This is a genomic window from Pseudomonas sp. ENNP23, assembly GCF_001728945.1.
GTDB lineage: Bacteria > Pseudomonadota > Gammaproteobacteria > Pseudomonadales > Pseudomonadaceae > Metapseudomonas > Metapseudomonas otitidis.
Map to the genome: position 1 here is coordinate 66,262 of NZ_LYSP01000015.1, position 26,439 is coordinate 92,700.

Below are 26,439 nucleotides of genomic sequence, written 5' to 3' on the forward strand. Positions count from 1 at the left end.
TTACAGCTCCTTGCATGGTGGGTCAGGGAGTACGAACCGCTTGCGGAACCGGCGAGTCCCTGTGTTTGAGGGTATTGAGGCGGAGGATCAGCCCGGCGCCGAGCAAGCCCACCAAAGCCAGAGCGAACATGCCGGCACGAGGGTCGGCAAAAAACGTCTCCATGGCGGTCTTCAGGTTCGGGGCGACGAAGCCCCCCAGGTTGCCCAGGGAGTTGATGAGGGCGATGCCACTGGCTGCTGCGGCACCACTCAGGTAGCCGGTGGGCAGGGTCCAGAACAGCGGCTGTACGGCAACGAACCCAGCCGCGGCAAAGCAGAAGGCAATCACCACCAGAGGCAGGGTCGGGCTGAGGGCCGAGGCCGCAATGCCCCCCGCAGCCATGGCCAGCATGATGGCGGCGACGCGGCGATGCTGGCCGGTACGGTCGGCCTGCCAGGTCACCAGGCGAGTGACTGCCAGGGCGCAAAGCCAGGGAATCGCGGTCAGCAACCCCACGCCCAGGCCAACGTGACCATCAAGGAAACTGGCGATCCGGGTCGGCAGGTAGAACACCACACCGTACACACTCATCTGCACCGTGAAGTACACCAGGCAGAACCGGAGTACATGGCCGTCACGCAGGGCACTGAGGAACCCCCGGGGGCTGTGCTCGCGCTTTCCCGCATCCTCCTCGGCCAGACAGGCTTCGAGTGCGGCCTTCTCTTCAGCATTGAGCCAGCGGGCATCACGAGGACGGTCGACCAGGTAGAAGTAGGTGGCGACTCCCACCGCCGAGGCCATCAAACCCTCGACGACGAACAGCCACTGCCAGTTGGTCAGGCCGAATACGCCGTGGAACTCCAGCAGCCAGCCCGACAGCGGACCGCCCACCAGCAGCGCCAGGGGCAAGCCGAAATAGAACAGACCAAGCGCTTGCCCACGGCTACGCGCCGGGAACCAGTAGGTGAGATAGAGGATGATGCCGGGGAAGAAACCGGCCTCCGCGACCCCCAGCAGAAAACGCAGCACATAGAAGGTCAGGGCGTCGTTGGCAAACATCATGGCTGCCGAGACCAGGCCCCAGGTGACCATGATCCGGCACAGCCAGACCCGCGCACCGAGACGATGCAACATCAGGTTGCTGGGGACTTCGAAGAAGGCGTAGCCGACGAAGAAAATGCCGGCCCCGAAGGCGAAGGCCGCGTCACTGAGGCCGGTGTCGGCCTGCAGCACACTGCGGGCGTAGCCAACGTTGGCACGGTCGATGAACGCCAGCACGTACATCAGGATGAGGAAGGGCAACAGCCGCAGGCGGCTCTTGGCGATTGCAGAAATGAGCGTTTCGGAGAACACGGCAGATCGAGTCATGGTCATGTCCTTGCAATACCGATGAGCACCTTGCCGGGCGTCATCGCAGGCTTCTTGTAGGTATTCGGCTAGACCTCTGGGCTCTGTCACAACGCCGACTCTAGTCAGTCACCGGGGTAGCGAATAATCACTTCTGCACATCCAGTGATAACCCCAGGAAATGAGTTGGCGGCGCATAGCCTTTCATTCGTTATCGATGAGGCGCCCCTGGGTCTGCGGCAACGCATGGCCATCTTCGGCAAGCAGGATCACAGGCTCATGGGCAAAGCCCTCCCCTTCACCCGGCAGCACTGGCTGCGGGTGCTTGCGATGGGTAGCCGTGAACGGCTCCTTTTACTGTGTTTGCGGCAGCAGCAGGGGGTGGCTCAGTGACGCGGTTTCCGGCCCATGCGGCAGGCGATCTCGAATGCCTGGCGGGTGGCACCGACATTGGCCGTGCCCTGCCCGGCGATGTCGAACGCCGTGCCGTGCGCTGGCGTGGTGATCGGGATCGGCAGGCCACCCTGCACGGTCACGCCGCGGGAGAACCCCATCAGCTTGATCGCGATCTGGCCCTGGTCGTGGTACATGGTCACCACCGCGTCGAAGGCTCGGCTGTCACCCTGCACCTTGAGGAAGATGGTGTCGCCCGGGTACGGACCGAGCGCCTCGATCCCCTCGGCACGTGCCTGCTCGACAGCCGGGCCGATGATGTCCAGCTCTTCGCGACCAAAACCGCCGTTGTCACCGTTGTGCGGGTTGAGGCCGCAGACGCCGATGCGTGGCTTGTCCAGGCCATTGCGCCTGAGAGCGGTATCGATCAGGCGGATCGCCTCCACCACCCGTTCCCGGCTGATCAGTCCAGGCACCTCGGCCAACGCGACATGGGAGGTCACCCGCGACGTCCACAGGTCGTCGAGCACGTTGAACTCGCAGAACGGGCCGTCGAAGCCGAGGTAGTCGGCGAACCAGTGCAACTCATCGCTGTGATCCATGCCCGCCATGTGCAACGAGGTCTTGTTCAGGGGGCCGAAGAGGATCGCGTCGGTGACGCCATCAGCGGTGAGGCGCAAGGCCTGCTCCAGGGTGTCGAGGCTGTACTGGCCTCCGATCACGCTGGCCTGGCCACGTGGAAAGTCGCCCTGGGCACGCCCCCGGAAGGGCAGCAGCAGCGGCGTGTCGTCGGCGAAGGCCAGGGCTTCTGTCGAGTCGATCAGGCGGTAGGTGAAGGACTGCCCGGCGATGTCCATGCCTCGGCGCAGTTCCGCTTCATCGGCGATCAGCAGCACATGGGCCGTGCGCCTTACCTCGGGCTCGGCAAGCAGGCGGGCGATCAGTTCGGGGCCGATGCCGGCGGGGTCGCCCAGCACCATGGCCAGGCGTGGGAGGGGGGCTTTGTTCATGCATGAGTCCTCAGGTCGGCCGATGCGTCATCCAGGCGGATCGCATCGGGCACGGTGCGGTAGATACGCCGTGCGTTGCGGCAGAAAAGCTGTTCCTGCTGGGCCAGCGGCAGGTCGGCGACGATGCGCTTGAAGCCGCCGTAGATGTCGTCGAACGAGCCGCACAGGCTGTCGACGGGGAAGTTGCTGGCAAACATCACCCGCTCGGAGCCGAACATGGCGATGGTCTCGCGCACGATCCAGGCGTTGTCCGCCACGCTCCAGCGCCTGCCGGGCAGGCCGATGCCGGACACCTTGACGGCGACGTTGGCGCATTCGGCCAGGCTGGCCATGGCCGCATGCCAGGCGGCCAAACCCTGCTCGCTGCGATCGGACGGCAGACCGGCATGGTTGAGGATGATCCGGGTTGCGGGGAAGTCGCGGGCCAGTGCGATGGCCTCGTGCAGGTTCCACCAGGGTGTCTGCAGATCGAAGTGCAGCCCGTGCCGCGCCAGTCCGGCATAGCCCTGACGCCAACGCTCGTCGCTCATCAGCGTGCGGCAGGCCCCGACATCCTCGGGTGAGGCCGGGCCACCGGGCTTGTGCCGCACGCTGCGCACCCGTTCGAAGGCCGCCTGCGCTTCGAGCACGTCGGCGGCATCCGGGGCATCCAGCCAGGCTTGCGCAACGACGGCGTTGGGCGCGCCATACAGGGCGGCAATCTCATGGATGAAGGCAGTCTCGCCGATGGGGTCGCGCGGGTTCCATTCGGTCTCCACGTACACGGTTTCCACCACCGGATGCTCGCCGGCATCGGCCAGGTAGTCCGCCGGGAAATAGCGGCGCTTGATCGCGCTGTAGTCACCGTAGCGGAATGGGATGCAGTGTTCGCCGGAGAGCCAGGGGTGGTGGTTGCGCTGTGGGTCCCAGAAATGGTGATGGGCGTCGACGATCGGCCCGTCGTACAGCTCAGCCATGGGAAACCTCGGTGTCATCCAGGGAAATCAGCAGGGTGCCGGCGATGAACAGGGCCGAGCACAAGGCGAAGAAGGCCAGTACCGCGGGATAGCCGCCGGCATGCTGCACCAGCAGGCCAACCAGAATGGGCACGGCGATGCCGCCCAGGCTGCCGGCCAGGTTCATCACGCCGCCGATCAGCCCCACCCGTGCAGGCGATGCCAGCAATGCCGGGAAGCTCCAGTACAGGCTGCCCCACATCAGGAAGAAGGCGGTCAGCGACAGCAGGCCGACGGCCAGATAGGCATCGCTCAGGCTCGGCAACAGCAGGAAGGCGCCCAGCGCGGCCAGGCCGGAGATGCTCAGCATGCCCTTGGCGGCCAGACCGCGACGCATGCCCTTGCGGATCAGCAGGTCGCAGCAGAAGCCACCGGCCAGCGAACCGACGGCGCCACACAGGAAGATCACGAAGGTGGCTGCACCAATGCCCTTGATGTCGAAGCCACGGGCTTGGGCCAGGTAGCTGGGTCCCCAGGTCAGCAGGCCGAAAAAGACCATGGCCCAACTGGCACGACCGAGCAGGATGCCGACCAGCGAACGATGGGCGATGCCCAGGCCACGGACGTGATGGTGTGCCGCATCGGCCATCGGAACGCTGCGTCCCTCGTTGATCACGTTCAGTTCGGCCCGGTTCACCTGTGGATGCTCGGCCGGGTTGTCACGCAGGTAGCGCCAGGCCAGCCAACCGGTGGCCAGGGTGGCGATGCCGGCGATGAAGAAGGCCGTGCGCCAGGAGCCCAGTACGGCGATCAGGTAGGCGATGATCAGGCCGCCGAGGGCCACGCCCAGCGGACCGCCACAATCCATCAGCACGGCACCCCGGCTTCGCTCGCCGCTGCCCAGCCAGAGGGAGTTGAGCTTGCCGCCGGCGGGAAATAGAGGCGCCTCCGCTGCCCCCAGGGCGACCCGGGCGACGATCAGCGACAAGCCACCGGTAGCGAAAGCGGCGAGTGTCTGGAAGGTGCCCCACAAGCCGGTGGACCAGGCAATGACCCGGCGTGGGCCATAGCGGTCGATCATCCAGCCTCCGGGAATCTGCAACAGCGCATAGGCCCAGAAGAAGCTGCTGAGGATCAACCCCTGCATGCTCGGCGAGAGCTGGAACTCACCGGCGATGACCGGCATGGCGATGGACAGCGAAACCCGATCGACCAGGTTGATCACCGTCAGGGCGAAGATGAGGGCGAAGATGCGCCAGCGCACGTTAGTGGGATGTGCGTGGGTCACCGGGGCGGTAGAGGCAGACGACGGGTGCAGGTGGGGTGTTGCGCTCGAATCAGCCATGGCGGAGACCTCATCGTTATCGTTCTTGTAAGGGTCCGGCGCTTCGAGTCGGCCACCGGTGTAGAGGCACTATTCAACCCTGGGCTATTACCGTCCAATCAAAACCCCTCATAGGCCTATCACCCCTGGATATCGCTCAAGCCACCGCTACCGATTCCACGAACACGCACTGCAGAACGATTCGATAACCCCAGGCTATCGGTGTATGCGATTTACTCAGTGGACGCGGGCAGACTCGCTTCCCACACTCGAGCCACTCGATAACAAGCACAACAAGAGGCTCACCATGCGGACTCCACGTGTTCGTCATCTCGCTCGCCTGCTCGCCGGCTGCACCCTGATCTGCACAGGCGCCCTGCCCGCTCTGGCCCATGCCTGGCAACCGGAGAAGAACATCGAGATCGTCGTCGCCGGCGGCCCTGGCGGGGGCACCGACCAGCTCGGTCGCCTGATCCAGTCGATCATCACCCGGCACAAGCTGCTGGACGTCAACACGGTGGTGCTGAACAAGGGAGGCGGCAACGGCGCCGAGGCCTTCCTCGACATGAAGCTGGCCAAGGGCAAACCCGAACGCCTAGTGATCGGCACCAACAACGTCTATTTGCTGCCGCTGGTTGCCAGACTCGGCTACCAGTGGAGCGACCTCACCCCGGTGGCTGCCGTGGCCGAGGACGACTTCATCCTCTGGACCTACCAGGATGCCCCCTGGCAGGACGGCAGGGCCTACGTCGACGCGGCACGCGACAACCCAACGAAGATGCGCATGGGCGGCAGCCAGTCCAAGGATGTCGACCAGACCCTGACCCTGCTGCTCAACCAGACCACGGGCAGCACGCTGACCTACATCCCCTTCAAGAGCGGCAGCGAAGCGGCCACGCAGTTGGCCGGCAAGCACATCACCTCCAACGTCAACAACCCGGCCGAGAGTGTCAGCCAGTGGCGCGGCAACCAGGTTCGCCCGCTGTGCGTGTTCAGCCAGGCGCGGATGACCTACCGCGAGAAAGTCACCGGGGAGCACGCCTGGTCAGACGTGCCGACCTGCAAGGAGCAGGGCCTGGGCATCGACCAGTACCGCTTCCCGCGCACGGTGTTCATGGCCGGCGGTGTTTCTGCCGAACAGCAGGCGTTCTATGTCGATCTGCTGCGCAAGGTCACTCAGACCGCCGAATTCAAGGCGTATGTCGCGCGTAATGCACTGGTACCGACCTTCCTCACCGGTGACGAGCTGATCGCCTACATCGAGCAGGACACCGCCCGGGCCACCCCGGTCTTCGAGCAGGCCGGCTGGCTGCGCAAGTGATCCACCGAGGGCCCCCCTGGCGTGGTGCCCGCATCGAGGGTGAACGACATGAATCCGAAACACGATAGCGCGGCCCTGCTCGGTACACGCTGGGTGGAGTGCGGCCTGGCCCTGTTCACCGGGGCGCTCGGCGCAGTGGTGATGCTGGGTAGCATCGAGAGCGACATCGGCTGGGGCGATGCCGGCCCGGAAGCGGGCTACTTCCCCTTCTACATCGGCCTGCTGCTGAGCGGCGCCAGCCTGGCCAATCTGTTGTCCACGGCGCTCAACTGGCGCGCATTGGGCCACGCCTTCGTCAGCCGCCGCGCCTTCCGCCAGGTGTTGGCGGTGTACCTGCCCGTTGCCCTGTACGTGGCCATCATGCCCTTCACCGGCATCTACATCGCGTCGGCGCTGCTCATCGCCGGGTTCATGTGGCGCGACCGCCAGCGCCAGAGCCCCTACGGTTGGCCGATGATCCTCGCCGTGGCAGTGGGCGCCAGCCTGGCCAGCTACCTGATCTTCGCCCTGTGGTTCAAGGTGCCCTTGCCGGCGGGTCCGCTGGCAGGGCTGGGAGGATGGTGGGCATGAGCGAGATCGATTCCCTCCTGCATGGCATGAACCTCATCCTCACGCCCGGCCACATCGGCGTGATGGTGGTGGGGGTGCTGCTGGGCATCCTGGTCGGCGTACTGCCGGGCCTCGGTGCGCCCAATGGCGTGGCGTTGCTGTTGCCGCTGACTTTCACCATGGAACCGGTGTCGGCCATCATCCTGCTCTCCTGCATGTACTGGGGCGCACTGTTCGGCGGCTCGATCACCTCGATCCTGTTCAACATTCCCGGCGAGCCCTCGTCGGTGGCGACCACCTTCGATGGCTATCCCATGGCTCGCCAGGGCAAGGCTGCCGAGGCTCTGACCGCCGCCTTCACCTCGGCCCTGCTGGGGGCGCTGATGGGCGTGCTGCTGCTGACCTTCCTGTCCACACGCATCGCCGACTTCGCCATGCAGTTCAGTTCGCCGGAATTCTTCGCCGTCTACCTGCTGGCCTTCTGCACCTTCATCGGCATGAGCAGGAACCCGCCGCTGAAGACCGTGGTGGCGATGATGATCGGGTTCGCCATGGCCGCGGTGGGCATGGACACGGTGTCCGGTGACCTGCGCCTGACCTTCGACCAGAGCTGGTTGCTGTCGGGCATCAGCTTCGAAGTGGCAGTGATCGGCCTGTTCGGCATCGGCGAGATTCTCTGCACGGTGGAGGAAGGCCTGGTGTTTCGCGGGGAGCATGCGCGTATCACGCCGATGACCATCCTGCGCACCTGGGCCAAGCTGCCGCGCTATTGGCTGAGCTGGCTACGCAGCGTGCTGGTCGGCTGCTGGATGGGCATAACCCCCGGCGGCCCGACCGCCGCCTCGTTCATGAGCTACAGCCTGGCGCGGCGCTTCTCGAAGAACCGCGACAACTTCGGCAAGGGTGAGCTCGAAGGGGTCATCGCCCCGGAAACCGCTGACCACAGCGCCGGCACCAGCGCCCTGCTGCCGATGCTGACCCTGGGCATCCCCGGCTCGGCCACGGCAGCGGTGATGCTCGGCGGCCTGATGATCTGGGGCCTGCATCCGGGACCGACGCTGTTCGTCGAGCAGCACGACTTCGTCTGGGGCCTGATCGCCAGCATGTACCTGGGCAATGTGGTCAGCCTGATCGTGGTGCTGGCCACGGTGCCGCTGTTCGCTTCGATCCTGCGCATCCCGTTCTCGATCATTGCGCCGATCATCATCATGGTCTGCGCCATCGGGGCCTATTCGGTGCACAACTCGATGTTCGACGTGGCGCTGATGCTGGGCTTCGGAGCGCTGGGCTATCTGTTCAAGAAACTTGGCTACCCCATCGCCCCCCTGGTGCTGGCGGCAGTGCTGGGCGACAAGGCCGAGGATGCCTTCCGCCAGTCGATGCTGTTCTCCGATGGGGAGCTGGCGATCTTCTGGTCCAACCCCCTGGTGGGCAGCCTCACCGGCGCAGCCTTGCTGATGCTGTTCTGGCCGCTGCTGGCGCGCCTGCTGCAACGCCTGCGCAGGCGCCACATGGCGCCTGGGGAGTCCCTCGGATGACCCTCACCGCACGGCGCCCCCTTGGCAGCGGCAGCGGTTTGTTGCCAGGCTTGCGACCTTCCGATCAGCGAGCCGCCGCAATGTCCCGAATACCCGACGCCAGTCTCATCCACAGCCGTCTGCGCCTGCGTCAGTTGCGCCTGATGATCGCCCTGGAGGATCTCGGCTCCCTGCGCCGTGCCGCTGACGAAATCGGCATGACCCAACCCGCCGCCACCAAGATGCTCCACGAGGCCGAAAGCCTGCTCGGCGTCGAACTCTTCGAGCGACTGCCAAGGGGCATGCGTGCCACGCCGTTCGGAGAGACGGTGATCTACTACGCGCGGATGGTGTTCTCGGAACTCTCCGGCATGCGCGAGGAACTGGTGGCCCTGGAGTCCGGCAACCTGGGCAGGGTCACGGTCGGGGCGATTCCTGCACTCGCTTCGGGCCTGCTGACACGCACCATCGCCACGCTGAAGCAAAGCCACCCTCGCCTGTCCATGAGCATCCAGGTGGACACCAGCGACGTACTGGTCCAGGCCCTGCAACAGGACCAGTTGGACGTGGTGATGGGGCGCATCCCCACCGGTACGCGTGCCGATGACCTGATGTTCGACAGCCTCGGCGAAGAGGAACTGTGCGTGGTCGCTGGCGCGCACAATCCGACGACCCAGGCCAGCCACCTGACCTGGGAAGAGCTGCAGGGCATGACCTGGGTGTTGCAGCAACACCCGAGCCCGATGCGGGCCATCGTCAACCAGGCCTTTCACAACGCACGGGTGGACCTCCCCAGCAGCATCGTCGAAACGACATCGATCATGACCCTGCTGTCCCTGTTGCAGCAGACCGACATGATCGGTGTGACCCCTCGCTCGGTGGTGGAGGATTACCCCGGCCGTCACCTGCTGGCCATTCTTCCCATCCATTTCGGCCCACGACTGCCGCCCTACGGCCTGATCAGTCGGCGCAGCCGGGTCGCCTCTTCGGCGATGCAGACATTCGTTGCTGCGGTGCGCGCCGAGCAGGCCAGGTCGCAGCACTTGGGCTGAACCGACCCGGCCATCTGCCCACATCGTCAGTTGAGGCTGTAGCCACGCCCGGCGAGGCAAGCGCCCAGGGCCCGGCGGTAGCGCTCGGTGACTTCGGCGCCCACTGGGCGCGTCGCGGTGGCGGGGTCGAAGCCACTCTGGCCGACACGCTGCCCGTTGGCCGGGTAGGCGATCACTTCGTAGCTGGCCACGCGGTTGCCTTGCACCATGGGCGGCAGGGCGACCACCTCGTAGCGTGTTGCGCTGCTGTTCCACAGGTAGCAGGAGCCGGCGGCGACGAAGTACAGCCTGCTGCCGATCCACAGCTCGCGGGCACCGTCCGGCCAGCACCTGGGTGGACAGCCCCAGCGCCAGGACCAGGGTTCGTTTCACCGACTTCGCTCACCTCATCGCAGAACAGCCGCACACGGCAGCCACGGGCGAATCATTCGCCGTGCCCGGTCGAGAGGGGGTCAGTGCTGTTTAAAGGGGCGGCAAACGTTCTGATACACGCCGCTCAGGGGCGGTCGTTGTGGCCCAGGTCGCGGGCCGGGTCGATGCGGTCGCGAACCCGCTGCTTGAGCACCTTGGCCTCGGGGAAGCCGCCGTCGGCCTTGCGCTCCCAGATCTCCACGCCGTCGCAGGTGATGCGGAACACACCGCCGCTGCCGGGCTCCAGCGCCACCCGGCCGAGGTCTTCGGAGAAGGTGCTGAGCAGCTCCTGGGCCAGCCAGGCAGCACGCAGCAGCCATTGGCATTGGGTGCAATAGGTGATGACGATCTCGGGCTTGGCAGCACTCATTTCAGGCTCGGAGCAGTCGGGAGGGCGCCTATAATAGCGGCCTTTTTCCCCCGCCTGACCAGGGAAGCGTTATGCGCCGCGTGCTCCTCGCCCTCACCCTCCTGCTCACCACCTGCTGCGCCGTGGCCGATGCCGCACGGCCCCGCGTCGGCCTGGTGCTTTCCGGCGGGGCCGCCCGCGGGCTGGCCCACATCGGCGTGCTCAAGGCACTGGAGGAGCAAGGTATCCACATCGACGCCATCGCCGGCACCAGCATGGGCGCGGTGATCGGCGGGCTCTATGCCTCCGGCTACAGCGTCGAGGAGCTGGAAAAGCTCGCGCTGACCCTGGACTGGCGCCAGGCCCTCTCCGACGCCCCCGCGCGGGAGGACGTGCCCTTCCGCCGCAAGCAGGACGACCGCGACTTCCTGGTGAAGCAGAAGCTCAGCTTTCGTGACGACGGCAGCCTGGGCCTGCCGCTCGGCGTGATCCAGGGCCAGAACCTCGCACTGCTGCTGGAGAGCCTGCTGGTGCACACCAGCGACACCCGCGACTTCGACCGCCTGGGAATCCCCTTCCGCGCCGTGGCCACCGACATCTCCACCGGCGAGAAGGTGGTATTCCGCAAGGGCCACCTGCCCCAGGCCATCCGCGCCAGCATGTCGATCCCCGCGGTGTTCGCCCCGGTTGAAGTGGACGGGCGCCTGCTGGTGGACGGCGGCATGGTGGACAACATCCCGGTGGACGTGGCACGGGAGATGGGCGTCGACCGGGTGATCACCGTCGACATCGGCACGCCCCTGCGCAGCCGCAAGGAGCTGACCACCGTGGTGGACGTGCTCAACCAGTCGGTGACGCTGATGACCCGGCGCAACTCCGAGGCGCAGCTCGCCACCCTCGGCCCCGACGACATCCTCGTGCAGCCGCCCCTGGCCGGCTACAGCGCCACCGATTTCAGCCACGCCCGCGAAGTGATCGACGCCGGCTACCGGGCCGCCACCATCCTCCAGGCCCGCCTGGCGACACTGCGCCGGGACGCCCGCCCCGGCCAGGACGCGGAACTGGTGCAGGCACGCCAACCGGGTGAGCGACGCCCGGTGATCACCCGCATCCAGGTGGAGAACGACTCCAAGGTGGGCGATGAGGTGATCCGCCGGCAGATCCGCCAGGAGCTCGGCGAGCCCCTGGACCTCGCCCGCCTGCAGGCCGACATGGGCACCCTCTACGGCCTCGACTACTTCGAGCAGGTGCATTACCGCGTGGTCAAGCACAAGGACGGCAACATCCTGGTGATCAGTGCCCGCGGCAAGCGCAACGGCACCGACTACCTGCGCCTGGGCCTGAACCTCTCCGACGACATGCGCGGTGGCGGCACCTACAACCTTGGTGCCAGCTACCGGGTGAATGGCCTCAACGACCTCGGTGCCGAGTGGCTGACCCGGGCCCAGATCGGCAGCCAGCAGGTGCTCTACAGCGAGTTCTACCAGCCGCTGGACTACGGCTCGCGCTACTTCGTCGCCCCCTACCTGGCGGCCTCGGCGCAGAACATCGACGCCGTGCTGGACAACGACCCCATCGCTGAATACCGCCTGCAGCGCTACGGCTACGGCTTCAACCTGGGCCGGCAGATCGCCAACAACGGCGAACTGCGCCTCGGCATCGGCCAGGAATGGGGCGAGGCCGACGTGCGCATCGGCGACCGGCGCCTGCCCAGCTTCAGCTTCAGCAACGGCTACTACGAAGCGAAGTACTCCTTCGACACCCTGGACAACGTCGACTACCCCCACGAGGGTGAGGACATCAAGCTCACCGTGCGCCAGTTCGACCCCAGCCTGGGTGCCGACGACCGCTACCGGCAATGGGAACTCAGCCTGGACAAGGCCTTCAGCCGCGGCCCCGACACCCTGGTGCTGGGCGGCCGCTACGGGCGCACCCTGGACAGCACCGAAGTGGTGCCCTCCAGCTTCCAGTTGGGCGGTGCGCGCCAGTTGTCGGGCTTCCGCGAGAACTCGGTGGCCGGGCAGAACATCAGCCTGGCGCGGGCGATCTACTACCGGCGCATGACCCAGCGCTCGTTCCTGCCGCTGGACTTCCCCTTCTACGTGGGCGCCAGCCTGGAGCGCGGGCGCGCGTGGAACCGGGACAACAGCTTCGACAGCGGCTACATCAATGCCGGCAGCCTGTTCGTCAGCTTCGACACGCCCCTGGGGCCGCTGGACTTCAGCTACGGCCTCAACGACGCCGCCGAGCGGGCGCTCTACCTCAACCTGGGGCGCACATTCTGAGCAAGGGGTGACGGCAGCACAAAGAAAACCGGCGCCCAGGGCGCCGGTTGGAGGGGGGTCAGGCGATTCGCGCCAGCAGCTCGCGGGCTTCCTGCTTCTGCTCTTCGTCGCCCTGGTCGATGACCTCGTTGAGGATGTTGCAAGCGCTCCCGACGTCGCCCTGGTCGATGTAGGCCAGCGCCAGGTTGAGCCGCATGATGTTCTCCTGGTGCGCGGCCAGGTGCTCCAGATCGTCGTCACCCAGGTCGAACACCAGCTCCTCGTCGGCCTGGGCCAGTGGCAGCGGCTCGGCTGCTTCCGGTTCGTCCAGGTGGTCCAGCTCGAACACTTCCGGCAGTTCGTGGAGGTTGCTCTTGAATGACGGGTCCACTGCTGGCTCCGGTGCCTTGGGTGTGCTCTCCGGCCCTCGACCGGCGCGGCTCTTGGGTGCATCGGGCTTGAACGGGCTGAGGCTGTCCCAGTCGGCATCCAGGGGCAGGTCGGCGAGGTTGAGCTGGAACTCGTCGGTGAACTCGTCGTCCAGGCCGCTGAGCGGCACGCTGGGCACCTCGTCGACCAGGGGCGTCTCGTTGAGGATGATGGTGGCCTCCTCCAGCATCGGCGCCGCCTCGGACGGCACCTCGATCACGGGGTAGCGCGCCTTGATGGCATCGATGCGCGCCGGCTCCATGCCCATCTCGGTCAGGGCGTGCGCCTCGCTGGCGAACGCGCCGGACTCGCCCAGCTCCCCCAGAACCTCCAGCAGGCGCAAGCGCAGGTCAATACGACGCGGCTCCTGGACGATGGCTGCGCGCAGCGCCGTCTCGGCATCGCGGAAGCGACCATAAGCGATGTAGATGTTCGCGCCGTCCAGGGAGTCGCTGGACGGACGGGGCGCCGGCGACGGGGTGTCGACCCGAGCAGGCGGAGCGACGGGGGCCTCCACCGGGGCAGCGACGGCAGCAGGCGCGGCCGGGCGTACCAGCGGGGTGACGGTGGCGCGGGGACGCGGTTCCACTGCCGGGGCGATCACCGGCTCGGCCGGCGTGTCATCAGGCGCAGGCTTGCGCCGACGCGCGACGAGCAGCAGAAGCACCAGCAGGATGGCCGGCACACCGAGGAACAACAGGCTGTTGGGCCAGGTGAACAGGCCGGTGTCCTCGGGCTCGACGGCGGGCGCGGCGGTCGGCGGGGCCGGCGCCGCTTCGGCCTGGAGCTGTGCGGCCGATTGCTCGACAGGCGGCTGCGCAGTGGCCTGCTGCTGCAGGGCACCTTGCAGGCGCGCCAGTTGGGCATCTTTTTCCGCCATCAGTTGCTGCAGCGACTCCAGCTTCAGCTGCAGGTCGGCGATGTCCTGCCGCAGTTGCAGGCGCTCGTTCTCGCTGTTGGCCAACTCGGCGTCGACGCGGCGCTGCACCTCGGCCAACTGCTGCGGTAACTCCTCGGAGGCCGGGGCATTGGGTGCGACCGGAGCATCGGGTTCGGAGAGGCGCAGGCTGTCGGGAGCGGTCGCCGGGGCCACCGGCGCAACCGGCTCGACACGGGCGGCATCCGGCAGCAGCAGACTCTGGCCGACGCTCAGGCGGCTCGGATCGCCATTGGCAAAGGCTGCGGCGTTGAGGGCGTGGATGCCGTTCATCATCTGCGCCGTGCTCATGCCACTGCCGGCGCTGAGGCGCTGAGCGATGCCCCAGAGACTGTCGCCACGAGCCACCGTGTAGCGCTTGCCCTGGGTGGCCGGGGGCGCCTCGCGGGGCGCAGCCGGCACCGCCTGGGTCGGCCGGGCGCGGGCATCTGCCAGGGGCGCAGCCACCGGGCGGTAGGCCGAGGACTCCGGCGGGTCCAGCAGCAAGGTGTACTCGCGCAGCAGGCGGCCATTGGGCCGGGCCACTTCGACGATGAAGTTCAGGTACGGCTCGCGCACCGGCTTGCTCGAGGCCACCCGGATGTAGCCCCGGCTGCCACGGATCATCGGGCTGAAGCGCAAGTCGTTGAGGAAGATGAAGCGCTCAACCCCGGAGCGCTCGAACACCTCGTTCGGCGCCAGGCTGACCCTGATGTCGCTTTCCCCCAGGTCGCCCAGGTCCAGCAACTCGATGTCCGCCTCCAGCGGCTGGTTGAGCGCCGAATGCAGGGTGATGTCGCCCAGACCCAGCGCTGACGCCAGGCCTGAATAAAGCAGCGGCCCCGATGCCAGCGCCGCCAGGAACGTGTTGAATCGAGCCATGTGCCCTCCCCCGGTCATGCCGGCTCGAACGCCACGACGACTCCACGATCCATGGAATGGCCAAAGCGGGCGTTGGCAATGAACGATGTGATGTCGGGCCGATCCCTGTGTAACCCGGCTGAAATCAGTATGGATGGAATTTCATGAAACGCCCGCAGTAAAGGCATCGGGCCATTACGGACGAATCTTACTGGATTTTCGCCATGAAAGTGACGAAATTCACACAACCACTGAGACGCCGTACCGATTTCGTCAGACTTTTGTCGCGCGAACGCCCAGGGCAGGCCAGATCGCTATCAGGAACAGCAGCGCGACCAGACAAAAGGTCTGCTGGAAGGCCCAGGCATTGGCCGCGTGATCGCCGCCACCTGCCAGATGCCGCCATTCGAGGAAGAAGGTCACCAGGTTGACCCCGAATGCGCCGCCCAACTGGCGCACGAAGGTGATAGCGCCGGCGCCCTGGGCCAGCTCCTCGGCGCTCAGCACGTCCAGCGAGCCGGTGCTAAGGGCCGGCAGCAGCAGGCCCAGGCCGAGGCGGCCGACACAGGCCCAGAAGCACAGCACCAGGAAGCTCGCCCCTTCCCCCACCAGCCCCAGGCCGAAGCAGGACAGGGCGAACACCATCAACCCGCCCACCAGCAACGCAGCGGCCGACAACTGGTCACTGAGCCAGCCACCAGCGAACGACGCCAGCCCCAGAACCACCCCGGTGGGCAGCAGGAGCAAGCCAGCGCGACCGGCACTGTAGCCATCGACGGTCTGCAGGTAGAGCGGGATCAGGTAGGTGGAGCCGTATAACCCGAGCCCCAGCGCCAGAGCCACCCAACTGGCCTTGCGGAACGCCGCATGACGCCACAGCCGCATCGGCAGCAACGGTCGCGCCGACACCCGGCTGCGCCAGGCAAATCCGCCAGCGGCGGAAATCCCCAACAGCCCGGGTATCCAGCACGACGGTGCCAGCCAGCCGAAACGCTGGGCTTCGGCCAGGGCGCCGAGCAGGGCGAACAGCGCCACACAAAGGAAGCCGAACGCCAGCAGGTCCACGCCCGGGGTCTGCCGGTTGCGGTCACTGGGCATCAGCCATTGCGCACCGATCAATGCAGCCACGCACATGGGCAGCGGCAGCCAGAACACCGCCTGCCAGCCGAAGTGGTCGATCAGGTAGCCACCGATGGTGGGACCAAGGGTCGGCGCCACCATCACCCCCAGGCCGTAGGTGCCCAGGGCCATGCCGCGCCCGCCATCGGCGAAGACACGGAAGATCAGCACCATCGCCAGGGGCTGGATCACCCCGGCACTGGCGCCCTGGATGATGCGCAAGGCAATGAGTTGCCAGGCCGCCTGGGCCAGCAACGCGAGCAGCGAGGCGAGGATGAACAGCCCGATGCCGAGCTGGACGGTACGCCGTGCCCCAAGCCGGGCCTGGGCCCAGGCCGAGAGCAGGAGCCCGGCGGTCATCGCGGCGAGAAAGCCTGTGGCCAGCCACTGGGCCATGGGCCGGCCGATGGCGAACTCCGCCATGAGGGTCGGCAAGGCCACGTTGATGCTGGTGGAGGCGAGGATCATCGCCATGCTGCCGACCATCAACAGCGCCAGCAGCCAGTGGGGATAGCGGGAACCGTAGCGGGTGTGCAGGGCCTCGAGGTCCTGCGACATCAGCGCCGTTCCAGATTGGCCAGGATCTTCGCGTGGACCTGCTGGCAACGACGCAGCTCTTCCTCGTCGATGCCGGTGAAGACCTCGCGGCGCAGCTGGCTGGAGATCGACTCGATCTTCTCGATCAGCGGCCGGGCCTTGGGGCAGAGGGTGATCTTCTTCGCCCGGCGGTCCTCGGCCACGGCCAGGCGCTGGACCAGCTCCTGGGCTTCGAGGCTATCGAGCAGGCGCGCCAGCGTCGGGCCTTCGACGCCGACGCTCTTGGCCAGCTCGCGCTGGGTGGGAAGTTCTTCGAAGCGGGCCAGGTGCAGCAGCACCAGCCAGCGGGCTTGGGAAAGGCCTAGGTCGACCAGACGACGGTCCATCTCCGCTCGCCAGGCCCGCGACATCTGCGCAAGCTGCATGGCGAAGCGGTGTTGATCGGTGTGGGACATGAAACGGACTCTGACAGCCAAAACTAATAGTTAGCGAGCTAATCATAGGCGGCGATCCGGAGCAAGCCGCAGACTGTAACTACCACTTCACATATTGATCTTCGACAAAGCCCCACAACCCCTCCACGGGAATCGCCGGGCGGCCGTGGGGGCGGAGAACGCCGTCGAAACGGCCGAAGACCTGCTTGAAGTTGCTGGCAAGGAAGCCGGCGTTGAGGCGCTCCTTGTGCAGCCCCTCGCCACGGAAGTGCAGGTCCACCTGGCCGTCATGGGAGGTGATGTGCCAGGGCTCCAGCGGCTGCTGGCGATCGAAGGCGAAGCGCACGGTGTCGACCTTGACCAGCTCGCCGTCCAGCCAGAAGCAGTTCTCGGTGAAGCTGGTCTCGTTGACCCCGCAGGAGAGGTTCAGGCCGAGGCGAATCCCCGCCGCCTCGCCGGACAGGCAGGCCCAGTTCCACACCGTTTCCGGGCGCATGTAGCCGGCCGACCAGTCGTGGTGGGCGTAGGCCCCCAGCGTGCCGAGGTCGAACTGCCCCAGCGCGCTCTCGATCCGCCCCTGGCAGGGCACACCGGCCACCTTGCGCGCGTAGACCCAGCCGTCCGCCCCGGCCGGGGTGCACAAGCCCATGGGCTGGAAGCCCTGCTCGGCGAACAGCGCATCGATGCGGGTGCCGTCGTCCAGCTCCACGCGCAGGCGCTTTTCCCGGCGCTCGGCCTGGTTCTCCAATCGCAGCAGGTTGCGACCGACGCGCAGCTCGCAGGTGCCGCTGTCGGGCGACTGGGAAAAACGCGTGCCCCAGCCCAGCGGCAGCTTGAACTGGCGCTCGATCATGCGCCCGCTGGCCGGGTGGAACAGGTAGACGAAGCCCACCCCGAGCAGGCTCAGGTTGGCCAATGCACAGCCGCCGATCAGCTCGTTGCTGATGATCCCGAAGTACTGGAACTGGTGGAAACGCCGCCACTTGGCCAGCGCACCACGGCGGCGCCCCATGGGTGAGCGGAAGTCGAAATCCCGGTAGTTGATGAGGGTCGGGGTGGTGTCGAACTGGCCGTAGCGGGGCTGGCCGTCCGGGCCGATCAGCATGTCCATGGGGCGGGCTCTCCGGTGCAGGGGCGAGCGATGCTAGCACCGCCCTCCCGGCGGCACAGTCACCCATGGCGCCAGCCGGAGCGACCATCTACGCCAGTGTCACGCCACCACCTGGTTGCGGCCGAACGCCTTGGCCTGGTACAGCGCCCGGTCGGCATGTTCATAAAGGGCGTAGAGGTGCGCGATCGGGCTGTCGGCCTGGGGCGCCAGGCAGGCCAGGCCGATGGACAGCGTCAGCACCGCACCGGTGCTGGAGCCTTCATGGGGTACCGCCAGGGCCTCAACCGCCGCCCGGATACGCTCGGCATGCTGACGCGCCTCCTCCTCCGGGGTGCCATAGAGCAGCACAGCGAACTCCTCGCCTCCCAGGCGCACCGCCATGTCCAGGGGGCGACGCGCCGCATCCTCCAGCACCCCGGCCACCCGCTGCAGCGCCACGTCCCCACGCTGGTGACCATAGAGGTCGTTGTAGGCCTTGAAGTGGTCCACATCGCACAGCAGCAGCGCCAGCGGCCTGGACTCCCGCTGTGCCTGCCGCCAGACCCGCTCCAGTTGGCGGTTGAAGCTGCGGCGGTTGTGCAGGCCGGTGAGGCTGTCGTGATCGGCCAGCAGCCGCATCAACCGACTCACCAGGAAATGCTCGCGGGACTTGTACTCCACCAGGTAGCCGCCCACCGCCCCCAGCAGATTGCCGCAGACCAGGAACAGCAGGTTGTTCGCCAGCCGCGCCGGCGGCAGGCCCGCCCACAGCTCCAGCACCACGTAGACCGAAAGCACCAGCACCGCCACCAGCAGCGCCTCCCCCAGGCGCAGCCCCACCACGAAGTAGGCGGCCATGCACACCAGCAGCAAGCCTTCATAGGGGAACGACGGATCGACCCGATGGGCGATGGCCACCACCGCCGCGGCCCCCAGCCCCAGCGCGGCGACGCACGCCTGGCTGAGGGGCGCCAGCAGGTGAACATGACGCCGCTGCAGCACCAGACCGCCGCAGATCACCAGCAGCACCAGCACCACCACCCGGACCGCCAGCATCCACCAACGCTCCGCCGTGCTCACCAGTTGGAAGTCCAGCACGGCGAAGGCCAGCCACATGGGCAACGACAGCAGCAGCACAATGCGCTTGAGGTCGAAGGACTGTTCCAGAAAGAACTGCCGGTACTCGTGCTCCAGCGGGCGCACGAAACGCAATTTGCGGAAGCCGACGGCGAGCTGGTCGGCATAGGGATTGGGACGCACATCGTCCAGCCAGGCATGGGGTGTGGTCACGGCCACCTCTTGTTATGGGGCCGGGACCTGCTGCTGCGCCCGGCCATGCAGCGTCGGCACGCTCCGGGCATCCACCTCACATGGATGACGAAGACTGCGCGCGCCTTCCCGGCTGCGCGCACGCCACGTTGCACATTAGTAGCCGCCAGGGTGGCCTACAAGTGGCCCTGCCCGCCCGTCCTCAGGCCTCGAACTCCGCCTGCAACGCCGCACGCACGCAGTACAGCACACCCTCTGGCACCCGCCCGCCCAGCAGTTGGGCCACTTCGGCCACCGGCGGCAGCTCGCCTTCGCCGTCAAGGAAGGCATCCTGCACCTCGCCGAGGGTGTCCTCGGGCAGGTCCAGCGCCTGCTCCAGGCTCAGCTGCTGGGCGGCGATAGCCTCGGCCAGCAGCGCATAGACGTTCTTCTCGGTGCACTGCAACTGGCGGGCGATCTGCGTTGGGGTCATGCCGGCGCGGGCCAGGCTGACCAGCTCATGGCGCAGGTCCGCCACGGCACGGGGCGCTTCGGACTCGGCACCGTTGAGCACTTCGAGGAAGGCCTGGCCGTAGCGCTCCAGCTTGCGTGCGCCCACGCCGCTGACCCGGGCCATGTCCGACAGGCTCGACGGCCGGCTGCGCAGCATCTCCAGCAGGGTGGCGTCCGGGAAGATGACGTAGGGCGGCACACTGTGCTCCTCCGCCAGCTTGCGGCGCAGCGTACGCAGCGCCTCCCACTGCTCGCGCTCGTCGGCACGCACCAGTTGACTGGCCGCGCTGGCGGCCGGCTTGGGCGCCTTGGTGGACAGGTCGCGGCGCAGTTGCAGGGTCACCTCGCCGCGCAGCAGCGGCCGGCACGCCTCGCTCAGACGCAGCCCGCCGAAGCCTTCGAGGTCGATGTCGGCCAGGCCACGCGCCACCAACTGGCGGAACAGCGTGCGCCACTCCGTCTCGGAAAACGCCTTGCCCACACCGAACACCGACAGGTGCTGGTGGCCCGCCGCGCGAACCTTCTCGTTGTCACGACCAAGGAGGATATCCACCAGGTGCCCGACGCCGTAGCGCTGGCCGCTGCGGTAGACGGTCGACAGCGCCTGGCGGGCCGGCTCGGTGGCGTCCCAGGTCTGCACCCCGTCGACGCAGATGTCGCAGTGCCCGCAGGGCTGCGGCAGCTCCTCGTCGAAATAGGCCAGCAGTGCCTGGCGGCGGCAGCGGGTCTCCTCGCAGAGCGCCAGCATCGCCTCCAGCTTGTGCTGCTCGATGCGCTTGTGCCGCTCATCGCCCTCGGAGTTGTTGAGCATCTGCTTGAGGAAGATCACATCCTGCAGCCCGTAGGCCATCCAGGCGTCCGCCGGCAGGCCGTCACGCCCGGCGCGGCCGGTCTCCTGGTAGTACGCCTCCAGGGATTTCGGCAGGTCCATGTGGGCCACGAAGCGCACGTTGGGCTTGTCGATGCCCATGCCGAAGGCAATGGTCGCCACCATGATCAGCCCCTCCTCGTTGAGGAAGCGCCGCTGGTGGTACGCCCGCAGCTCGTTCTCCAGGCCCGCGTGGTAGGGCAGCGCCGGGAAGCCCTGCTCGGAGAGGAAGGCCGCCACCTCCTCCACCTTCTTGCGCGACAGGCAATAGACGATGCCGGCATCGCCCTTGCGCTCGGCGAGGAAGCCCAGCAACTGCTTGCGCGGATTGTCCTTGGGCACGATGCGGTAAAAGATGTTCGGCCGGTCGAAGCTCGACAGGAACCGCTCTGCTTCCTGCAGGTGCAGGCGCTGAACGATCTCCTCGCGGGTGCGGCGGTCAGCGGTGGCGGTCAGCGCGATGCGCGGCACGCCGGGGAACAGCTCGGCCAACTGGCCCAGTTGCAGGTATTCAGGACGGAAATCGTGCCCCCACTGGGACACGCAGTGGGCCTCGTCGATGGCGAACAGCGCGATGTCCAGGCGCTCCAGGAACGCCAGCATACGCGGCTGCACCAGCCGCTCGGGGGCCAGGTAGAGCAGCTTGATCTCGCCGCGGCGGATGCGGTCGGCGATCTCTCGCTGCTCGTCCGCGCCGAGGGTGGAGTTCAGCGCCACCGCCGCCACACCCAGCTCCTCCAGGGTCGCCACCTGGTCGTCCATCAGCGCGATCAACGGCGAAACCACCACCGCCAGGCCCTCGCGCATCAGCGCCGGCACCTGGTAGCAGAGGGACTTGCCGCCCCCGGTGGGCATCAGCACCAGTGCATCGCCGCCACGGGCCACGCGCTCGATGATGGCGGCCTGGTTGCCGCGAAAGGCGTCGTAGCCGAATACGTCTTTGAGGATGCGCAGCGCGTGGTCGAGCATGGGGGTCTCCGAAACAAGCCGCGCATTATACGTCAGCCCGCCCGTCGCGATGCCCTCGCCCATCGCCGCAGCTTTTGCCGCCTGCGGCGCACTGGACTAGAATCCACGCTCATTTATCCCCTCAAGGTAGTCCCCCCGATGTCCTTCGCTGAGCAACTGTCCCGCCTGCAAGCCTTTCTCGATGCCGACGACCTGCACGAGGAAGCCCTGGACTACGTGGCAGCCCACGGCTACCTGACGGCCCTGAACATCTCCCCCGAGCCGGTGCCGGACCGCGAGTGGATCGACGCCCTGTTCGCCGAGCCGCCGCACTACCGCGACGCCGCCGAGCACGAAGCGATCGAAGAATCCCTCCTCCAGCTCAAGGCCCACATCGCCCGCCAACTGGCCAGCGACGAGGACCTCGAACTGCCCTGCGATCTGGACCTGGGCGAAGAACCCGACGACTCGGACCTGCGCGGCTGGTGCATCGGCTTCATGGAGGGCGTGTTCCTGCGTGAAGCCGCCTGGTTCGAACACGCCGAAGAGGAAGTCAGCGAACTGCTGCTGCCGATCATGGTGGGCTCGGGCCTGTTCGACGAGCAGCCGGAATTCGCCGACATCGCCGCCGATCGCAGCCTGGTCGACGAAATGATCGAGCAGATTCCCGAACTGCTGACCGCCCTGTTCCTGCTCTGCCACGCCCCCGAAGAGAAGCCCGCCCTGCTCAAGCCGCGCCACTGAGTCACGCGATGGCCCACGGCGACATCCCCCGCGCCCGCAGCGCAGCGGTCCGCTATGGACTGCTGTGCATCGGCTGGCTGAGCGTCGCCCTGGGGGTCATCGGCATCTTCCTGCCGGTACTGCCCACCACCCCCTTCCTGCTGCTGGCCGCAGCCTGCTTCGTGCGCAGCTCCGAGCGCTTCTACCGCTGGCTGGTGGACCACCCGCACCTGGGCCCGTGGATTCGTGACTACCTCGAAGGCAACGGCATCCCCCTGCGCGGCAAGGTCTACGCCCTGGTGCTGATGTGGGTGAGCATCCTGTTCTCCTGCTACCTGGTGCAGCGCCCCTGGGCCCAGGGTTTCATGCTCACCAGCGCGGTACTGGTCAGCGTCTACATCCTTCGGCAGAAGACCCTGCACCGCGACTGACGCGGCCCCGATGTCCTCCTGATCTTTCCGACTGCCTTGCAAGGCAAAAGGCCAGACGCCTGCCTAGACTGCATGAACCCAAGGGGCGGAAACCCTGACGATGCAGCTAGGGCACCACCAGCACACCCGTACAGCCGGACCGCGCATGGCGTGGCCGTTGCTGGTCGCCTGCGCCCTGCTCAGCCTGCTCGCCCTGGCCGACTGGGACTTCGAGGCGATTCTCAAGAACGCCGAGAAGCGCTACGGCAACCTCGGCCCGGCACGCCAGCGCATCCTCGACTGGAGCGACCTGATCCAGCGCAGCGGCGAACTGCCGGAGAAGGACAAGCTCACCGCCGTCAACCGCTTCTTCAACGCCAAGCTGCGTTTCGTCGACGACCAGCGCAACTGGCGCCAGAACGACTACTGGGCCACCCCCATCGAGGCCCTGGTCAAGGGTGCCGGCGACTGCGAGGACTACTCCATCGCCAAGTACTTCACCCTGCGCCGACTCGGCATTCCTGCCGAGAAGCTGCGCATCACCTACGTCAAGGCGCTGAACTACAACCAGGCGCACATGGTGCTCACCTTCTACGCCACCCCCACGGCAGACCCGCTGGTCCTGGACAACCTGATCAGCGACATCCGCCCCGCCTCCCAGCGCAAGGACCTGCTGCCGGTCTACGCCTTCAACGCCGAGGGGCTCTACACCGGGGGCAAGCGCAGTGGTGACAGCAAGAGGCTCTCGCGCTGGCAGGACATCCTGCAGAAGATGCGCGCCGAAGGCTTCCCGATCGGAGAGGGATAGACGATGTCGTTACTCAAGCAGCTGTTTCTGGCGATCTGCCTGTTCCTGGTGGTGGCTTTCACCGGGAGCTTCCTGGCCGGCGTGGAGAGCTCCCGCGAGCAACTGCGCAGCCAGCTTCGCTCCCACGCCCAGGACGCCGCCACCGCCCTGGCGCTGTCCATGACGCCCCATGTGGACGACCCGGCCATGCTGGAGCTGATGGTCAGCTCCATTTTCGACAGCGGCTATTTCGCCCGCATCCGCGTGGTACGCATCAGCGACGGCGAGGTGCAGGTGGAGCGCAAGACCGACACCGTCACCGGCACCGTCCCGCTCTGGTTCGCCCGCATCGTCGACCTCCGTGCCCAGGGCGGCGACGCCCTGATCATGCGCGGCTGGGAGCAGGCCGCCCGGGTCGAGGTGGTGAGCCACCCGCAATTCGCCCTGGCCAAGCTGTGGGACAGCGCCCTGGGCATGCTCGCCTGGCTGGTGGTGTGCGGGCTGGTCAGCGCCGTGCTCGGCGGCTTCCTCCTGCGCACCCAATTGCGCCCGCTGGACAACATGGTCCAGCAGGCCCAGGCCATCAGCCGCCGCGAATTCCTCACCCTGCCCCGTGTACCGCGCACGCCCGAGCTCAAGCGCGTGGTGCTGGCCATGAACCAGATGGTCGACAAGCTCAAGACCCTGTTCGCCGAAGAGGCCGCCCGCAGCGAAAAGCTGCGCGAAGAGGCCTACCAGGACACCCTCACCGGCCTGGCCAACCGCCGCCAGTTCGACGCCCGCCTGGCCAACCAGCTCGACCCCTCCGAGCAGAACGCCGAAGGCTACCTGGTGTTGCTGCGGGTCAACGACCTCGGCGGGCTCAACCAGCGCCTCGGCGGCCAACGCACCGACGCGCTGATCCGCGATGTCGGCGAGGTGATCGGCCAGACCCTGGCCGAAAGCGGCACGCCCGACTGGTTCGCCTCACGCAACCGCGGTGGCGAGTTCACCCTCCTCGCACCCGGCCTTGAGGGCGACGGCGCCGACCGCCTCGCCGAGGTGCTCAGTACCGCCCTGGAAAACCTGCGCGCCACCGGCGCCAGCGACTGCACCCCGGTGGCCCACCTGGGCATCGCCGCCTTCCGCCCCGGAGAGAACCCGGCCGACGTCCTCGCCCGTGCCGACCAGGCCCTGGCTCAGGCCCAGAGCAACCCCTCGCGCCACTGGGAGCGCCTCGACGACTTCCAGGCCAACGCCGGCCAGGGCCTGCACGACTGGCGCGGCTGGATCGACCAGGCCCTCAACGAAGGCAAACTGCAGCTCTACTTCCAACCCGTGGTGGAGTGCGCCGACACCGGCCGCCTGCTGCACCACAAGGTCCTCGCTCGCCTGCTCGACCCCCAGGGCGAAGCCGTCGCCGCCGGCCGCTTCCTGCCCTGGATAGAGCGCCTGGGCTGGGCCACCCGCTTCGACCTGGCGATGCTCGAACACACCCTCGACCACCTCGACCTGCACCCCGCCCCGCTGGCCCTCAGCCTTTCCGCCGCCACCCTGCGCGATGCCGCCACCCAGGACCGCCTGCTGGCCGTGCTCAAGGCCCATCCGCAACACAGCCAGCTCATGACCCTGGAGGTGGACGAACGTCACCTGCCCCCGCCCGCCGAGCTGGAAGCCTTCAGCCAGCGGGTGCGCGATGCCGGCTTCAACATCGGCCTGCAGCACTTCGGCGGCCGCTTCAGCCTCATCGGCAATCTCACCCACCTCGGCCTCGCCTACCTGAAGGTGGACGGCGCCTACATCCGTAACCTGGACGTGGAGCAGGACAAGCGGGTGTTCATCGAAGCCGTGTACCGCGCCACCAACAGCATCGACCTGCCGCTGATCGCCGAGATGGTGGAGAGTGCCGGCGAACTGGAGGCCCTCAAGGCCCTCGGCATCCTCGGCGCCATGGGCCGCCTGGTGGGCGCACCGGCACCCTGGAAGAGCTGATACCCCCAGGGGCCCTCTAAAAAGCACCTGCCTTTCCCGAGGCGCCCCTGCCGTTCCCGCGGGGCGCCACCTTCCCCCGCCTTCTCGCACTGCCCCGTCGCCGCGCTTTTTCCTTGCTCCCTGTCGGCATCGATAATATGTTAACGAAAAACAAGAACAGGAGACGGCCATGGCCTTTCCGACTCGCACCCTTGCCGCGTTCGACACCTTCAGCCAATCCCTGCGCGCAGTCTGCGGAAATTTCGAGACCCGCCCATCCACCCAGCACAACCAGTTCATCGGCGACATCCACGCGCACTGCATCGGCCCGCTGGAAACGGCGCACATCCGCACCAACGCCGGGCTCATCGCCCGGGAACGGGTGGGCGTGGACGGCGAGGACGACCGCCACTGCTTCCTGATCTTTCAGCGCAGCGGGCGCCAGTGCATCCGCCAGCGCGGGGTGGAGCTGGAGCTGCACGCCGGGGACTTCGCCCTCGTGGACTCCGCCCTGCCCTTCGAGATTTGCCCCCATGGCCTGATCGAAAACGTCTCGGTGCACCTGGCCCGGCAACGGGTCATGGAGCACTTCCAGGGCCAGCAGCCCTTCGGCCGTCTGGCCCGCAACAGCCTGTCGAGCCGGATGATCCGCGCCCTGGTGGGCTCCATCGGCGACAGCGCCGGCACCCTCGACCCCAACGCCGACGGCCAGGCCCTGCAGGACGCCCTGCTGGCGCTGCTGGTGCCGGCCCTGGCCGAACGTATCGAGGCGCTGCCCGAGCACACCGGCGACCTCTACGGCGTGGCGCTGCAACTGATCGGCGAATCCCTGCAGGACGCCGAACTGTCGCCTGCCCTGCTCGCCGAGCGCCTGCACATCTCGGTGCGGCGGCTGTACCGGCTGTTCGAGGACCAGGGCGAGAGCGTCTGCCGCTACATCCAGCGCGCGCGCCTGGACAAGGTCGCCCAGGACCTCGGCGCCCAGGTGCTGCGCCACGAATCCATCACCCAGATCGCCTTCAAATGGGGCTTCTTCGACGCCGCGCACTTCAGCCGCGCCTTCAAGCGCCAGTTCGAACTGTCCCCGCGGGACTACCGCGCACGGGCCCATTGCGCCTGACCACCCGCCCCGGCCTGGCAAGGAATGCCAAGAA

General features: G+C 67.1%; 22 protein-coding genes. 10 read left to right on the forward strand and 12 right to left on the reverse strand.

What is annotated here, in order from left to right; all coding sequences use genetic code 11:
* Positions 1-22 precede the first annotated feature (22 nt).
* The 4 genes from A9G05_RS10850 to A9G05_RS10870 all read right to left on the reverse strand — a co-directional run bounded on the left by A9G05_RS10850 (position 23) and on the right by A9G05_RS10870 (position 5,010).
* Positions 23-1,348, reverse strand: coding sequence for an MFS transporter (locus tag A9G05_RS10850; RefSeq protein WP_083272544.1), 1,326 nt, complete (start codon positions 1,346-1,348; stop codon positions 23-25).
* Positions 1,349-1,713: 365 nt separating this feature from the next.
* The gene (locus tag A9G05_RS10860; RefSeq protein ID WP_069560980.1) at positions 1,714-2,730 is read right to left on the reverse strand and encodes a 4-hydroxythreonine-4-phosphate dehydrogenase PdxA; all 1,017 of its coding nucleotides are present in this window, start codon (positions 2,728-2,730) and stop codon (positions 1,714-1,716) included.
* Positions 2,727-3,686, reverse strand: a complete 960-nt coding sequence (locus A9G05_RS10865; RefSeq protein ID WP_069560981.1) for an amidohydrolase — start codon at positions 3,684-3,686, stop codon at positions 2,727-2,729. Before A9G05_RS10865 ends, A9G05_RS10860 begins: the two co-directional genes overlap by 4 nt.
* On the reverse strand, positions 3,679-5,010 hold the full coding sequence (locus A9G05_RS10870; RefSeq protein WP_069560982.1) for an MFS transporter: 1,332 nt from the start codon (positions 5,008-5,010) through the stop codon (positions 3,679-3,681). Before A9G05_RS10870 ends, A9G05_RS10865 begins: the two co-directional genes overlap by 8 nt.
* A gap of 286 nt (positions 5,011-5,296) precedes the next feature.
* On the opposite strand from A9G05_RS10870, the gene A9G05_RS10875 reads away from it, so the two are divergent.
* The 4 genes from A9G05_RS10875 (at position 5,297) to A9G05_RS10890 (ending at position 9,428) form a co-directional block, all read left to right on the forward strand.
* Complete coding sequence (locus A9G05_RS10875) at positions 5,297-6,310, forward strand: tripartite tricarboxylate transporter substrate binding protein (RefSeq protein ID WP_069560983.1); 1,014 nt, start codon at positions 5,297-5,299, stop codon at positions 6,308-6,310.
* 48 nt (positions 6,311-6,358) lie between these two features.
* Entirely contained in the window at positions 6,359-6,880 is a 522-nt protein-coding gene (locus A9G05_RS10880) for a tripartite tricarboxylate transporter TctB family protein (RefSeq protein ID WP_069560984.1), read from the forward strand.
* Positions 6,877-8,397, forward strand: coding sequence for a tripartite tricarboxylate transporter permease (locus A9G05_RS10885; protein WP_069560985.1), 1,521 nt, complete (start codon positions 6,877-6,879; stop codon positions 8,395-8,397). Before A9G05_RS10880 ends, A9G05_RS10885 begins: the two co-directional genes overlap by 4 nt.
* Before the next feature lie 80 nt (positions 8,398-8,477).
* Positions 8,478-9,428: a LysR family transcriptional regulator gene (locus A9G05_RS10890; RefSeq protein WP_069560986.1), complete on the forward strand. Its 951-nt coding sequence runs from the start codon at positions 8,478-8,480 to the stop codon at positions 9,426-9,428.
* A 26-nt stretch (positions 9,429-9,454) separates the two neighbouring features.
* On the opposite strand, the gene A9G05_RS27815 is transcribed toward A9G05_RS10890, so the two are convergent.
* Both A9G05_RS27815 and A9G05_RS10900 read right to left on the reverse strand, forming a co-directional pair.
* On the reverse strand, positions 9,455-9,619 hold the full coding sequence (locus A9G05_RS27815; protein WP_177343811.1) for a hypothetical protein: 165 nt from the start codon (positions 9,617-9,619) through the stop codon (positions 9,455-9,457).
* Between the two features lie 305 nt (positions 9,620-9,924).
* The gene (locus A9G05_RS10900; RefSeq protein WP_069560988.1) at positions 9,925-10,209 is read right to left on the reverse strand and encodes a SelT/SelW/SelH family protein; all 285 of its coding nucleotides are present in this window, start codon (positions 10,207-10,209) and stop codon (positions 9,925-9,927) included.
* 71 nt (positions 10,210-10,280) lie between these two features.
* On the opposite strand from A9G05_RS10900, the gene A9G05_RS10905 reads away from it, so the two are divergent.
* Positions 10,281-12,473, forward strand: coding sequence for a patatin-like phospholipase family protein (locus A9G05_RS10905; protein ID WP_069560989.1), 2,193 nt, complete (start codon positions 10,281-10,283; stop codon positions 12,471-12,473).
* A gap of 58 nt (positions 12,474-12,531) precedes the next feature.
* Here A9G05_RS10905 and A9G05_RS10910 read toward each other — a convergent pair whose 3' ends face one another.
* From A9G05_RS10910 to recQ, 6 genes are all read right to left on the reverse strand, one after another.
* Positions 12,532-14,679 (reverse strand): FimV/HubP family polar landmark protein, encoded by a 2,148-nt coding sequence (locus A9G05_RS10910; protein ID WP_256548355.1) that lies wholly within the window; start codon positions 14,677-14,679, stop codon positions 12,532-12,534.
* A 252-nt stretch (positions 14,680-14,931) separates the two neighbouring features.
* Positions 14,932-16,335: a DHA2 family efflux MFS transporter permease subunit gene (locus A9G05_RS10915; protein WP_069560990.1), complete on the reverse strand. Its 1,404-nt coding sequence runs from the start codon at positions 16,333-16,335 to the stop codon at positions 14,932-14,934.
* On the reverse strand, positions 16,335-16,769 hold the full coding sequence (locus A9G05_RS10920) for a MarR family transcriptional regulator (protein WP_069560991.1): 435 nt from the start codon (positions 16,767-16,769) through the stop codon (positions 16,335-16,337). The genes A9G05_RS10915 and A9G05_RS10920 overlap by 1 nt, the downstream gene beginning before the upstream one ends.
* 79 nt (positions 16,770-16,848) lie before the next feature.
* Positions 16,849-17,859 (reverse strand): DUF2804 domain-containing protein, encoded by a 1,011-nt coding sequence (locus tag A9G05_RS10925; RefSeq protein ID WP_069560992.1) that lies wholly within the window; start codon positions 17,857-17,859, stop codon positions 16,849-16,851.
* A 99-nt stretch (positions 17,860-17,958) separates the two neighbouring features.
* Complete coding sequence (locus tag A9G05_RS10930) at positions 17,959-19,128, reverse strand: diguanylate cyclase (RefSeq protein WP_069560993.1); 1,170 nt, start codon at positions 19,126-19,128, stop codon at positions 17,959-17,961.
* A gap of 181 nt (positions 19,129-19,309) precedes the next feature.
* Positions 19,310-21,436, reverse strand: coding sequence for a DNA helicase RecQ (gene recQ / locus A9G05_RS10935; protein ID WP_069560994.1), 2,127 nt, complete (start codon positions 21,434-21,436; stop codon positions 19,310-19,312).
* Between the two features lie 138 nt (positions 21,437-21,574).
* Here recQ and A9G05_RS10940 point away from each other — a divergent pair, with 138 nt between their 5' ends.
* From A9G05_RS10940 to feaR, 5 genes are all read left to right on the forward strand, one after another.
* On the forward strand, positions 21,575-22,159 hold the full coding sequence (locus A9G05_RS10940; RefSeq protein ID WP_069560995.1) for a YecA family protein: 585 nt from the start codon (positions 21,575-21,577) through the stop codon (positions 22,157-22,159).
* Between the two features lie 8 nt (positions 22,160-22,167).
* On the forward strand, positions 22,168-22,569 hold the full coding sequence (locus A9G05_RS10945) for a YbaN family protein (protein ID WP_069560996.1): 402 nt from the start codon (positions 22,168-22,170) through the stop codon (positions 22,567-22,569).
* Between the two features lie 145 nt (positions 22,570-22,714).
* On the forward strand, positions 22,715-23,356 hold the full coding sequence (lapG, locus tag A9G05_RS10950) for a cysteine protease LapG (protein ID WP_069560997.1): 642 nt from the start codon (positions 22,715-22,717) through the stop codon (positions 23,354-23,356).
* Positions 23,357-23,359: 3 nt separating this feature from the next.
* Positions 23,360-25,306 (forward strand): cyclic di-GMP receptor LapD, encoded by a 1,947-nt coding sequence (lapD, locus tag A9G05_RS10955; RefSeq protein ID WP_069560998.1) that lies wholly within the window; start codon positions 23,360-23,362, stop codon positions 25,304-25,306.
* A 169-nt stretch (positions 25,307-25,475) separates the two neighbouring features.
* Positions 25,476-26,405 carry a transcriptional regulator FeaR gene (gene feaR, locus A9G05_RS10960; RefSeq protein ID WP_069560999.1) on the forward strand — a complete coding sequence of 310 codons (930 nt, stop codon included), beginning with the start codon at positions 25,476-25,478 and terminating at the stop codon, positions 26,403-26,405.
* Positions 26,406-26,439 lie beyond the last annotated feature (34 nt).